14 protein-coding genes are annotated in these 11,930 nt (G+C 47.4%); 8 read left to right on the top strand and 6 right to left on the bottom strand.

What is annotated here, in order from left to right; translation table 11 throughout:
* The first annotated feature begins 33 nt into the window (after positions 1-33).
* Together spoIVB and spo0A are read left to right on the top strand one after the other, a co-directional pair.
* Positions 34-1,314: a SpoIVB peptidase gene (gene spoIVB, locus G9F75_RS02985; RefSeq protein ID WP_014418352.1), complete on the top strand. Its 1,281-nt coding sequence runs from the start codon at positions 34-36 to the stop codon at positions 1,312-1,314.
* Between the two features lie 280 nt (positions 1,315-1,594).
* Positions 1,595-2,395, top strand: coding sequence for a sporulation transcription factor Spo0A (gene spo0A, locus G9F75_RS02980; protein ID WP_003153177.1), 801 nt, complete (start codon positions 1,595-1,597; stop codon positions 2,393-2,395).
* Positions 2,396-2,541: 146 nt separating this feature from the next.
* On the opposite strand, the gene alr is transcribed toward spo0A, so the two are convergent.
* The 6 genes from alr to G9F75_RS02950 form a co-directional block, all read right to left on the bottom strand.
* A complete protein-coding gene (gene alr, locus G9F75_RS02975; RefSeq protein ID WP_007408361.1) occupies positions 2,542-3,723 on the bottom strand; it encodes an alanine racemase in 1,182 nt (393 codons plus the stop codon).
* A 174-nt stretch (positions 3,724-3,897) separates the two neighbouring features.
* Entirely contained in the window at positions 3,898-4,110 is a 213-nt protein-coding gene (locus tag G9F75_RS02970) for a spore germination protein (protein WP_014418351.1), read from the bottom strand.
* 124 nt (positions 4,111-4,234) lie between these two features.
* Positions 4,235-4,447 (bottom strand): spore germination protein, encoded by a 213-nt coding sequence (locus G9F75_RS02965; RefSeq protein WP_029973891.1) that lies wholly within the window; start codon positions 4,445-4,447, stop codon positions 4,235-4,237.
* Positions 4,448-4,572: 125 nt separating this feature from the next.
* Positions 4,573-5,691 carry an NADH-dependent flavin oxidoreductase gene (locus tag G9F75_RS02960; protein WP_029973892.1) on the bottom strand — a complete coding sequence of 373 codons (1,119 nt, stop codon included), beginning with the start codon at positions 5,689-5,691 and terminating at the stop codon, positions 4,573-4,575.
* Positions 5,692-5,784: 93 nt separating this feature from the next.
* Positions 5,785-5,922 carry a hypothetical protein gene (locus G9F75_RS02955; RefSeq protein WP_014470646.1) on the bottom strand — a complete coding sequence of 46 codons (138 nt, stop codon included), beginning with the start codon at positions 5,920-5,922 and terminating at the stop codon, positions 5,785-5,787.
* Between the two features lie 290 nt (positions 5,923-6,212).
* Positions 6,213-6,845 carry a helix-turn-helix domain-containing protein gene (locus tag G9F75_RS02950; protein ID WP_014418348.1) on the bottom strand — a complete coding sequence of 211 codons (633 nt, stop codon included), beginning with the start codon at positions 6,843-6,845 and terminating at the stop codon, positions 6,213-6,215.
* Between the two features lie 146 nt (positions 6,846-6,991).
* Between G9F75_RS02950 and ytaF the strand changes: the two genes are divergently transcribed.
* From ytaF to G9F75_RS02920, 6 genes are all read left to right on the top strand, one after another.
* A complete protein-coding gene (gene ytaF / locus G9F75_RS02945; protein WP_029973893.1) occupies positions 6,992-7,615 on the top strand; it encodes a sporulation membrane protein YtaF in 624 nt (207 codons plus the stop codon).
* A gap of 308 nt (positions 7,616-7,923) precedes the next feature.
* Complete coding sequence (locus G9F75_RS02940; protein WP_014721488.1) at positions 7,924-8,241, top strand: hypothetical protein; 318 nt, start codon at positions 7,924-7,926, stop codon at positions 8,239-8,241.
* A gap of 19 nt (positions 8,242-8,260) precedes the next feature.
* On the top strand, positions 8,261-8,887 hold the full coding sequence (locus G9F75_RS02935) for an N-acetylmuramoyl-L-alanine amidase family protein (RefSeq protein WP_029973894.1): 627 nt from the start codon (positions 8,261-8,263) through the stop codon (positions 8,885-8,887).
* A gap of 87 nt (positions 8,888-8,974) precedes the next feature.
* Positions 8,975-9,712 carry a glycerophosphodiester phosphodiesterase gene (locus G9F75_RS02930; RefSeq protein WP_015240188.1) on the top strand — a complete coding sequence of 246 codons (738 nt, stop codon included), beginning with the start codon at positions 8,975-8,977 and terminating at the stop codon, positions 9,710-9,712.
* Between the two features lie 141 nt (positions 9,713-9,853).
* A complete protein-coding gene (locus G9F75_RS02925) occupies positions 9,854-11,035 on the top strand; it encodes an acetyl-CoA C-acetyltransferase (RefSeq protein WP_063636707.1) in 1,182 nt (393 codons plus the stop codon).
* Between the two features lie 19 nt (positions 11,036-11,054).
* Entirely contained in the window at positions 11,055-11,906 is an 852-nt protein-coding gene (locus G9F75_RS02920) for a 3-hydroxybutyryl-CoA dehydrogenase (RefSeq protein ID WP_063636706.1), read from the top strand.
* Positions 11,907-11,930: the final 24 nt, after the last annotated feature.

The raw sequence follows: 11,930 nt of genomic DNA, 5'->3' as shown, positions 1-11,930 counted from the left end.
TGTGGGATAGGAGCGAGGAGAGTGAAGGAATGAATGCACGATAACATGAGGAAAGCAATAGGTGTAATTCTCCTTGTTTCTTTACTAAGTGTAGGCTTTTTTAAGCCGTTTAAAGAATATTTACTGATACCGTCAGAAATGAGCGTCTTTGAAAACCAGACACAAGCCGTTCCGGTCAATGCATCAATAAGCGCTGAAAAGGGCGAATTATCAGAAGCCTTTACGCTGAAAGAAGAGCACGGCCATGCAAACATAACAGGGCAAACACAAGGCCGGTCAGAAGTAGTATATGATCTTGCCGGGTTTCCCATTAAAAAAACGAAAGTGCGTGTCCTTCCAGAATTGAAGGTCATTCCGGGCGGACAGTCCATCGGTGTAAAACTGCATTCAGTCGGTGTTTTGGTCGTCGGCTTTCACCAGGTGATGACAAAGGATGGGAAAAAGTCTCCGGGAGAACAAGCGGGAATTGAATCTGGCGACATCATTATTAAAATGAACGGACATAAAATTGAAAAAATGAGCGATATCGCCCCGTTTATTCAAAAAGCGGGCAAAACCGGTGAATCTTTGGATTTATTGGTGAAACGCGATAAGCAAAAAATCAAAACAAAGCTGATTCCGACAAAGGACGAAGCCGAGGGGAAATATCGAATCGGCCTTTATATCCGCGATTCGGCAGCCGGCATCGGCACCATGACATTTTTTGAACCGAAAACAAAAAAATACGGCGCATTGGGCCACGTCATCTCTGATATGGATACAAAAAAACCGATTGTTGTAGAAGACGGAGAAATCGTCCGTTCAACTGTAACATCGATTGAAAAAGGAAAAGGCGGCAATCCCGGCGAAAAACTGGCAAGGTTTTCGTCAGAACGGAAAACGATCGGCGATATTAACCGCAACAGCCCGTTCGGCATTTTCGGGAAACTGCATCAGCCGATTAAAAACAACATTTCCGACAAAGCGCTTCCGATTGCTTTGTCAAATGAAGTGAAAAAAGGACCTGCGCAAATGCTGACGGTTATTGAAAACGATAAAGTAGAGAAATTTGATATTGAAATCGTCAGCACCACGCCGCAAAAATTCCCGGCGACAAAGGGAATGGTGTTGAAAGTGACAGATCCGAAACTGCTGAAAAGAACCGGCGGAATCGTTCAGGGGATGAGCGGAAGCCCGATCATCCAGAACGGAAAGGTCGTCGGAGCCGTAACCCACGTATTTGTCAATGATCCGACAAGCGGCTACGGCGTTCATATCGAATGGATGCTGTCTGAAGCGGGTGTTGATGTTTACGGGAAAGACAAAGCAAGCTGACTGCCGGATGATCCGGCAGTTTTTTTATGTGATGCGTTCTTCACTTCTTTCCTGGATTCATGTAAAATAAGACATGAAGATTTTTCGACAAATTCACGTTTCCTGATTTGTCAAACTTAATTTTTAGTCGAAAAACCTAGAAAATGCTAGAAAAACAAAGATATACCACTATTATTGGTAAATATGGATTTTTTAAAAGGGGAAGTAGTGGTTTTGTCGAATGTAACATGTAGCAGTCAAATGGGTTGCGTCCTGTTAATACATTGGGGGAGGAAGAAACGTGGAGAAAATTAAAGTTTGTGTTGCTGATGATAATCGAGAGCTTGTAAGCCTGTTGAGTGAATATATAGAGGGACAGGATGATATGGAAGTGATCGGCGTTGCTTATAACGGACAGGAATGTCTTTCTTTGTTTAAAGATAAGAATCCCGATGTGCTCGTTTTAGACATTATCATGCCGCATCTGGACGGACTTGCAGTTTTGGAGCGTCTGCGGGAATCAGAGCTCGAGAAGCAGCCGAACGTCATCATGCTGACGGCATTCGGTCAGGAAGACGTTACGAAAAAAGCCGTCGATTTAGGCGCGTCCTATTTCATCCTGAAGCCGTTTGATATGGAAAACCTTGTCGGCCATATCCGCCAGGTAAGCGGAAATGTCAGCAGTGTCACACACCGTGCGCCGTCCGCGCAAAGCAGCATTATCCGCAGCCAGCCGGAGCCAAAGCGGAAAAATCTCGATGCCAGCATTACAAGCATTATCCATGAGATCGGTGTGCCTGCCCATATCAAAGGCTATCTTTATTTGCGTGAAGCCATTTCCATGGTGTATAACGATATTGAACTCCTCGGCAGCATCACAAAAGTCCTTTATCCCGACATCGCCAAAAAATTCAACACGACCGCAAGCCGTGTAGAACGGGCCATCCGCCACGCCATTGAAGTCGCATGGAGCAGGGGAAATATTGATTCCATCTCTTCACTGTTCGGATATACGGTAAGCATGACAAAAGCAAAACCAACCAATTCAGAATTCATCGCGATGGTTGCTGACAAGCTGAGATTGGAGCATAAAGCTTCGTAACAAGCTTTTGGCTAAATGTCTTTTTCGCGCCTTCTATTCCGTGCATGAACGCGGAAGAGAAGGCGTTTTGAAATTTTGCTGACGAAAACAATGGGAATCACTCACGCCGGTACTTGTTCTATACATAAATGCGGGGTTTATGCCGTCTACACGTATAATACCGGGGCTGATATTTTAATGATTTTGCCGTCTCTGAAATAAAAGCGGGGGACGCGGCGGCTTAACACAGATAGGACTTCGTAGCTGATCGTACCGAGCATTTCGGCAATTTCATCAACGGAAATCTCGGCTCCTTGTTGTTTACCGTAGATGACGACTTCTTCTCCTTGTTTGCCCTCATTCTCACCTAAACTGACCATGATCATATCCATTGTCACTCTCCCCGCCACCGGCACCCGTCTGCCGCGGTGAAGAATAAACCCGCGGTTGGACAGGGCGCGGGAGTAACCGTCAGCATAGCCGATCGGAATCGTCGCGATGATTTCACCCGGTTCGGCGATATATGTGGCGCCATAACTGACGGTCCGGGGATCTGTCACCATAGCTTTCACATAAGCGATACGCGCCTTTAAACTTAGCGCGGGTGTGAGATCCACGAGGTTCAGTTCCTTTATCGAGGCGGACGGATATAAACCATATAACCCAATGCCTAAACGGATCATGTCGGCGCTGAATTCCGGGAATGCGATAGCGGCGGCTGTGTTGCACATATGCACGGTAGGCAGCGTAATGTCTTGATTTTTTAAAAAGCGGAGAAAGCTGATAAACTTTTCATGCTGCAGCATCGTCAGCTCAGTGTCCGGTTCATCCGCTGTTGAAAAATGTGTAAAGATGCCATCCCATGACAGGTATGTACTCGACTTGAGCGCTTTCACCACTGCTAAAAGGTCTTCTTCCGTACGCACACCCAGCCTGCCCATTCCGGTATCCACATTGATATGAATGGACAGCCGTTTCGAATCTGCTTCTTTTTCCAATATCCGATTCGCTTTTTTGATCCAGCTGACCTGAAACGCTGATAATGTTATGTTCCAAACGGCAGATTTTTTCACACAGCTGAGAGCTGTGAAGCCGAGCACAAGAATAGGTGCCGTAATTCCCGCTCTCCGTAACACAATTCCCTCTTCGACGCTGGCGACAGCGAGCTCGCTCGCCCCGCTTTCCAGTGCCTGCCGCGCTACTTCCACAGACCCGTGGCCATAAGCGTTCGCTTTTACGACGGCCATAATTTTAGACGTATTCGGAATATGGCGGCGGATCGCCCGTACGTTCTTTTTTATCGCATCAAGGTCAACTTCAATCCAAACTTCCCGGCAAAGTTTTTTCATCACGATTCCTTCTTTCCTTAATGAGATTCAGTACTCGCTTTCAATCTGCATTCTATTCATCTTGAACTGAAATCATTCAAAACAAGGGAAGGTGATCGCTGATGTTTAAAAATCTAGCTTTCGGGAAATCAGTGAGCCTGCTTTATTTATGCTGAAAGGGCTGCTTGTCAGCCCTTAAATTGACTTTACAATATTCTGATCTGAAAATTGATGTTCAAACATTTTGGTGTGGCTCACAGCATTGTTTTGAATGACAATGCCGATATTTCCCCCTCCGGCACCGAAAACGGTTTTTGATGCAGTCAGCGGACTGATGGATATGGCGCCGCCAACATTGACAACTCCGTTTCCTGATACGTTGTTTATCGTAATCGGGCAACCGCTCATTCTATTTTTTCTCCTTTCTCTCACAGTCTACTAACTATATGTACGCTGTGATATGGAATAAGATTAAACAAAACGGCAAAAAGAATCCGGCTGCTGCCAGCCGGAAAGGGAGGGAAATACGATGTCATAGTGTTTTCGTTACATTTTGATCAGAGTATTGAGAGCTTGAAGATTGAGATGTACTGGATTGATTCATTTGCAGGACCAACCCTGTATTTCCCCCTCCTGAGCCGTAGACGGTTTTTGATACGGTTAAAGGACTTATCGAAAACGCACCGCCGACATTGACAACCCCGTTTCCGGAAAGACTGTTAATCGTAATAGGAAAACCAGCCATCATATACGGTCTCCTTTCTATTAATCTATTTACTATATGTACGCTGTGTGTTAGAAATAGGAGTAAACAAAGCGGTAAAAACTTGTGAATCAAAAAAACTGCCGGACATCCGGCAGTTTTTTAGTCTACTTTTCAAACGGCACCCAGCCGCCTGTATTCTGAATCATTTCCCATAACGGTTCAGGAAGTCGGTATTTCTCAATTTCAGATGCTTGAATGGCTTTTTCGATTTCCTGTTCGCGGCCTTCTTTGACCAGTACCGCCCATTCGGGGTTAATCAAAATGACACGTCCCAGAGCCACCAGCGGAATTCCGCTTTCTAATACGGCAAGCGCTTCGTCCGCGGTATAGATGGAACCGACGGCCATCAGCGGCACTTTATGGCCGACGCGTTCGTTTAATAAATCCATCCGGGTCCGTGAAGTATCCGCCCCGCGGCGGGCTTTGGAATTGACATCCATCAGTGAAATATGCAGATAATCCAAGTTCTCTTCCGCAAGCGCGTCGGCGAGAATGAATGTTTCTTTCATTGTAAGCCCCGGTGTTTCCGGCTCTTCCGGTGACAGGCGGTAGCCGAGAACGAATGGATTTTCAGCGTGTGTATCAATTGCCTGTTTGACAGCGTTAACGACTGCAAGCGGGAACGCAAGGCGCTTTTCATCGCTTCCGCCCCAGCGGTCTGTGCGCCGGTTTGTTTTCGGTGAATAAAATTGGTGAATCAGGTACCCGTTTGCCCCGTGAATTTCAACACCGTCAAAGCCGGCTTCAATCGCTCTGCGTGTCGCTTCGCCGAATGCTTTCACGATGTGCTCAATTTCTTGTTCGGTGAGAGCCCGGGACGTTTGTCTCCCGTCTTCTTCTGAGCCGCTCGGACTGACGACGTCGTTGTTTGGCACGAGTTCAGGAGGGCATTCCAATCCTCCGTGGTGAATCTGCACAACGGCTTTCGCTCCTTGAGACTGGATCGCCTGAGCGAGTTTTTTCAAGCCGGGAATGTGAGAATCATCATAGATGCCGGGCTGGCCTGGAAACGCTTTGCCGTCTGGCGTTACGTTTGCACATGCCGTAATGACCATGCCCATTTCTTTTGAACGGGGAGTAATGTAGCTTAATTCACGGTCGGAAATCGTTCCGTCATCATTTGATGAATAGTGTGTCATGGGTGCGACTGAAATACGGTTTGGTATGGTGACGCCGCTTTCGAACGTAAAAGGTTCAAACAGCGGTTTATAAGTTTGCTTCATCATTTCGCCTTCTTCCTTAGGAGTTTAACTCGTCCGTATTCTAGCTTATGTTTTAATTGTGTGCAATTATTTTGCTTGTTCTTCTTCCTGAGGTTATGACCGGCTGAACCATTTAAACGAATGAAACGGTTTTCTCCGTTCTTTTTCAGGATCTTTATATCCTCCTGAAATTTGATGGCCGATCGAGCTGAATATGACAGCGGCGGCGAAGAGGAGAATGATTTTTTTCATATGCATATCTTCTTTCTTATCTTTTACAAGGTTATTTATAAGCATACGCTTGTGCGAAAAAACCGTCAATTTGTTTATTCTTTTTTCCACTTTCCTGCGGCGAATATCGTTCCGATCTGAATCACAACACTTAACAGAGCGCACACTGCCACAACTGTGTTGCTGTCCATAGAAGACACCCTCCTTTTTGTTAGGTTGATGTATCATATGACAGCTGTCTCTGTTTTGACAAAACCGTAATGCGGTGTTTCATATTTTTCAACACAAAAAGAGCGCTTTTTTAAGCGCCTTTACTTTTTTTTCAGCCGGTTCAAAGCGATTTGAACGGCGATGGCGTCATCCAGGTAGCCGATCGGAAACATGTAATCCGGAATGACGTCGGTCGCTAAAATATAATACAGCAGCGCGCTCCCGAGAATCGCGCGGTCTTCAGCCGGTGTTGATTCATCCATATACTGATGATGCATGTTTTTCAAATGATCAATAAAAGGGCCGACGCTTTCTTCATTGTCCATTTTCTTTTGAAACTCATCGCAAATCAGGCGATGGCCTTGCTGGGTTTTGGCATATTGTTCATATCTGGTCAGTTCGCGTTCAATTTGCTCCCGGGAAAAAGGCTGATCAAACATCTCGGCCATATTCAGCATATCCTGAATCGCGTGCATCGGGTCTTGCGGCGCAGCTTCTTTTTCATGGCCGATGTCTATGCCTGACGCCTCAAGCAATTCCTCCAGCGGGGTGCGGAGATGTTTTGAAAATTCCTGAAGATGCTTTAAATTGGCCTTCTGTTTTCCGTTTATAATCCGGGAGATGGTGGCCGTATCAATGTTTGTTAAGGCGCCGAGTTTTCTCATGGAGAGCGAGTGCTTATCAAGCAGTGATTTTAAAAGGGGCCCCAGTGTCTTATTTTTATTTTCTGTCAAGGGTGTCACCTCGTTTCCGCCGGAATGATGATCATTAATCAATAATTTTTGCAGAAAAGGTACCTTTTCTGTGCTGCTGAATAGGATAGTGTAGATTCAACGGCACAACATGTTGAAAAGACATCAAAGAATGGAGAGAAACGAACATGGCTTGGTTATTGATTTTAGGTTTGGCAGTGTCCTCGAGCATTGATAATTTAGGAGTGGGGATGTCATACGGCATCAGAAAAATCAAAATATCGCATGCGTCGAATATGATGATCGCTTTTATCTGTTTTGTATTCAGTTATATCGGAATTTATTTCGGCAAATGGATTTCAGCCGTTTTACCGGGCTTTCTTCCTGTATTGCTGGGGGCGTTTATTTTATCTGTCATCGGTATCCGCATCATTCTGCTGGCTGTGCCGAGAAAAACAGCGCGTGTTGGCGCGTCAGGAAAAAAAGCCCGTTTTGCCGGTCTGCTGCAAAATCCGGAGGCAGCGGATGCCGACGGTTCGGGAGAAATCGGTATATTGGAATCCATGGTTCTCGGGGTGGCCGTATCCGCAAATGCGCTGACCAACGGATTAAGCGCGGGGTTGATCGGGCTTTCTCCCGCTGCCATTTCCATCACTGCGGCGGTCGGAAGCTTTTTGACCATATGGGTCGGCTGCTCGCTTGGAAAAAAAGCCGCATCATTGCGCATCGGTTCTTTTCACGTCGGACAGTTCAGTACGGTGCTGAGCGGAGTGATTATTCTCATCATTGCTGCCAATACGCTGCTCTTTTAAGTTGTCCCGTTCATTTTATGAAAAGCTCAAAATAAATATGAATGTTTCTATTCGGGAGAGCGCATGACGCGGCTCTCTTTTTTTGCCGATCTGATATTTTTTCAAAATGAACAGAAAGTCGTCCGTTTCCGTTAAATTCTGCATATTCGGCCTTCAGACAGAACCTTTTTCATAGACTGATCAGCTTGTTTTCTTTCTAAGTTCAGGTAAATAGCAGGCCAGATAGCCTTCATTCCAAATATGTAAAAGCGCTGGAGGAATGAAGGCTCCCTTTACAAATCGGCCATTCTGTTCAAAGATAAAGCCGAATGAGAAAACGTGAGGTGATCTGTGTGAAGTCTGTCATACTTCTGATCTTCACCGCATGGCTGTTATCAGGCTGCGAGTATACCGCGGAGGCTGATGCGGCGCCGTCATTTACACAGGAAGGAACATTTATAAAAGCGGCCGGAAACGATACAATCGCGGTCGAAATTGACGGAGAAAGGCAAGAGGTGAAGGTGCCTTTCGCCAAGCGGTTTGAATGTCAGTCTCTGCCTGAACATACGGCGGTGCAAATCACCTATAAAAAAGAGAGCAACGGACAATTACGGCTTGAGGAACTGAAAAAAGAAACAGATATGTGAAAACGGGGAGGAAAAAAACGTGGGTTTACTGACAAAAAGCGCTGCTGCCTTCGGTGCCGCTCTGCTTCTGCTTGCGCCGTCTGCTTATGCAGCTGAACCTTTGCAAGGGAAAACCATTTATATCGATGCCGGACATGGCGGAGAAGACAGCGGGGCTGGCGGAAATGGACTGCTTGAGAAAAACATCAATTTAGCGGTGTCAAACAAGGTGATCGCCAAATTGGAGACAGAAGGCGCAAAACCTGTAGCTTCAAGGACTGACGATACTTTTTTACGTTTGGACGAGCGGGTGGCGAAAGCAAGCGCCAGCCAATCCGATTTATTCGTCAGCCTCCATACGAATTCAGCCGTATCAACGGCAACGGGCACGGAAACGTATTTTAATTCGACATATGAAGGCGCAGACAGCGAAAGGCTTGCTTCCGACATCCAGCAGCAGCTTGTCACGTCTTTAGGGATGAGGGACAGAGGCGTAAAAGAAGCTCCTTTTTATGTCATTACATATTCAAAGATGCCGAGTGTGCTGGCTGAATTAGGTTTTATCACAAATCCTCAAGATGCGGACAAGCTGAAAAGCGATAACGGACAAGAGCACGCCGCGGACGCCGTTGTAAACGGAATCGAAACCTATTACAGCGGCCGGTAATTATAAAATATGTGTAAATAGCGCCCTCCTTATGTGCATAACGATTATAATAGAGAAAACCGATGACAAACACCTGAGGTGACACATATGACGAATATTTTTGCCCACCGGGGGGCGTCGGGCGACTGCCCGGAAAATACGATGCCCGCGTTCAAAAAAGCGATTGAGGACGGGGCTGACGGAATTGAACTTGATGTACAGATGACAAAAGACGGCCGCATCGTGGTCATTCACGATGAAACCCTCGACCGCACGACGTCTTTGAAAGGATTTGTGAAAGATACGGCGTATGACAAAATCAGAACCGCCGATGCCGCCGGAAAATGGAAAGATGCTTTTAAAGGTGTCAGAATTCCGCTTTTGTCAGATGTGCTGCGTTTTGCGGAACGTGCTGATTTTCTGATAAACATTGAGCTGAAAAACAGTGTATTCCGTTACGAAGGAATGGAAGAAGAAGTGATTAAAAAAGTCAGATATTACGGACTGGAAAAGCGCGTTATTTTTTCTTCATTTAATCATGAGAGTCTCGCGGTTTGCCACGCCCTGGCGCCTGAAATTGAACGGGCGGTGCTGACGATGGATGTGCTGTACCGGCCTGAACGGTATCTTGCAGCCATTCCCGCTTCGGGTTATCATCCGAAGCTCGGTACGCCGGCGGTGAGCGCTGAAGTGATCAAACATCTTGCAAAACACCAAGCGGCGCTCCGTCCGTTCACCGTCAATCGTCCTGAGGATATGAAGCAGCTGATGAAAGCGGGAGCAGACGCGATTTTTACCGATTATCCAAAGCTGGCTGTTTCTATAAAAGAAGAATGCCGCAGCTGAGAAGACTGTTCAGACAGTCTTCTTTTTTTTATGGGCGGGAAAAAGGCGGTGCAATCATAACTCGGTCAGCCGGTTCATATATTGTAACAGGGCGTTTTGTGTAAGCGTTATCTTTTATCTTATTGAAAGTGAGGCAAAATTGTGGGAAAAACGGTTATCGTCAGTGCGGCAAGAACGCCGTTCGGAAAATTCGGCGGCGCATTAAAAGAAGTAAAGGCAGCCGAGCTTGGCGGCATTGCCATAAAAGAAGCAATCAAGCGCGCCGCTATCAGTGAAAGCGAAGCGGAAGGAGCGGTGATGGGAATGGTCGTCCAGGCGGGTGCCGGGCAGATTCCGGCACGACAGGCTGCAAGATATGCCGGGCTTCCGTGGTCCGTTCCGGCTGAAACCATTAATAAGGTCTGTGCATCAGGGCTCAGGGCCGTTACCATCTGTGATCAAATGATCCGGGCGAAAGATGCGGACGTGCTGATTGCAGGCGGAATGGAAAGCATGAGCAACATTCCGTACGCCATTCCGGCCGGCCGCTGGGGTGTGAGGATGGGGGACGGGGTGTTTCAGGATTTAATGGTTCATGACGGGCTGACCTGTGCGTTCGACCAGGTGCATATGGCTGTCCACGGAAGCACTGCGGCCAAAAAGTACGGCATTTCCCGGGATGAACAGGATCATTACGCTCTTTTGAGCCAGAAACGTGCGGCAGAGGCGTCTGAAGCGGGCAAATTGCGTGAAGAAATTGTCCCTGTCACCTGGACCGGCAAAAAAGGCAAACAGCATACTGTTGAAGCGGATGAGGGGCTGCGCCCTGATACAAGCCTTGAGCAGCTCGCAGCGCTCAAGCCAATTTTTACAGCCGACGGAACGGTTACAGCCGGAAACGCTCCAGGTGTAAATGACGGGGCCGGAGCATTTGTGCTGATGTCAGAGGAAAAAGCCGCAAAGCAGCATGTCAGGCCGCTCGCAGCGATACTTGGCTTTGCGTCAGTCGGACTGGAAGCGTCCGAGCTGGCAAGCGCGCCGGGAGAGGCCATCAGCCGGCTCTTGAAAAAAACCGGACTGTCCGTTGACGATATTGATTTGTTTGAAGTAAATGAAGCATTTGCGTCCGTCGTGCTCGTGAGTGAAAAAATAGCCGGGTTCAGCCGGGAAAAAGTGAATGTAAACGGAGGGGCGATTGCGTTCGGCCACCCGATCGGCGCAAGCGGAGCGAGAATCATCATGAGTTTAATATACGAATTAAAGCGTCGCGGAGGAGGTTTAGGCATAGCGGCTATATGCAGCGGAGCGGCTCAAGGAGATGCCGTCCTGCTGGAGGTGTACTGATCAAAGGAGGGAGCGCCGGATGAAGATGAAAACAATCATGGTCGCAGGTGCCGGTCAGATGGGAGCAGGCATCGCTCAGACGGCTGCAGAAGCCGGGTTTGCCGTCAAGTTATACGATTGGGAGCCGGAAACGGTAAAAAAGGGTCTTCACCGCATAAAGGCAAACCTGGAGAAAGAGCAGGCAAAAGGACGGAAGTCACAGCAGGAGACAGATGCCGTTTTCAGCCGTATTTCTCCGGCAGAGCTCACAGAAGCGGGAGATGCTGATTTTGTAATTGAAGCCATTGCCGAAAACAAAAAAGCAAAAGCGGAATTGTTTGACACACTTGATAAAATCTGTCCCCCGCATGCCGTATTGGCAAGCAATACGTCTTCTCTTCCCATTACGGAGCTTGCCGCGGCCACAAAAAGGCCTGAAAAAGTAATCGGCATGCATTTTATGAATCCGGTTCCTGTCATGGAGCTTGTCGAAGTCATCAGAGGACTCGCCACATCGGAAGAAACAGCGGAAACAGTAAAGAAGCTTGCCGTCCGGATGAATAAAACCCCTGTCGAAGTCAATGACTTCCCGGGCTTTATATCTAATCGCATATTAATGCCGATGATTAACGAAGCCGTTTATTGCCTTTACGAAGGAGCAGCTTCAAAGGAAGCGATTGATGCGGTGATGAAGCTCGGCATGCGGCACCCGATGGGTCCTTTAACATTAGCTGACTTCATCGGGCTGGATACGTGCCTTTCCATTATGGAGGTTCTCTATGCGGGGCTCGGAGATCCGAAATACCGCCCATGCCCTCTGCTCAGAAAATATGTCAGCGCCGGCTGGCTCGGCAAAAAAAGCGGGCGCGGTTTTTATGAGTACGGCAGATGACGTAAAGATCATGAGGGGAGACGG

It is taken from the genome of Bacillus sp. EKM208B, assembly GCF_011800725.1.
Lineage (GTDB): Bacteria > Bacillota > Bacilli > Bacillales > Bacillaceae > Bacillus > Bacillus velezensis.
The sequence above is the reverse complement of the archived record's forward strand: the minus strand, read 5'-3'. Positions and strand labels throughout refer to the sequence as shown.

Excerpts from the sequence above, each read along its gene's own strand:
- spoIVB (WP_014418352.1), top strand. The coding sequence starts at position 34 with ATGCACGATAACATGAGGAAAGCAATAGGTGTAATTCTCCTTGTTTCT.
- alr (WP_007408361.1), bottom strand. The coding sequence starts at position 3,723 with ATGAAAAAACTTTGCCGGGAAGTTTGGATTGAAGTTGACCTTGATGCG.
- G9F75_RS02970 (WP_014418351.1), bottom strand. The coding sequence starts at position 4,110 with ATGAGCGGTTGCCCGATTACGATAAACAACGTATCAGGAAACGGAGTT.
- G9F75_RS02965 (WP_029973891.1), bottom strand. The coding sequence starts at position 4,447 with ATGGCTGGTTTTCCTATTACGATTAACAGTCTTTCCGGAAACGGGGTT.
- G9F75_RS02960 (WP_029973892.1), bottom strand. The coding sequence starts at position 5,691 with ATGAAGCAAACTTATAAACCGCTGTTTGAACCTTTTACGTTCGAAAGC.
- G9F75_RS02955 (WP_014470646.1), bottom strand. The coding sequence starts at position 5,922 with ATGAAAAAAATCATTCTCCTCTTCGCCGCCGCTGTCATATTCAGCTCG.
- ytaF (WP_029973893.1), top strand. The coding sequence starts at position 6,992 with ATGGCTTGGTTATTGATTTTAGGTTTGGCAGTGTCCTCGAGCATTGAT.
- G9F75_RS02940 (WP_014721488.1), top strand. The coding sequence starts at position 7,924 with ATGAGAAAACGTGAGGTGATCTGTGTGAAGTCTGTCATACTTCTGATC.
- G9F75_RS02930 (WP_015240188.1), top strand. The coding sequence starts at position 8,975 with ATGACGAATATTTTTGCCCACCGGGGGGCGTCGGGCGACTGCCCGGAA.
- G9F75_RS02920 (WP_063636706.1), top strand. The coding sequence starts at position 11,055 with ATGAAGATGAAAACAATCATGGTCGCAGGTGCCGGTCAGATGGGAGCA.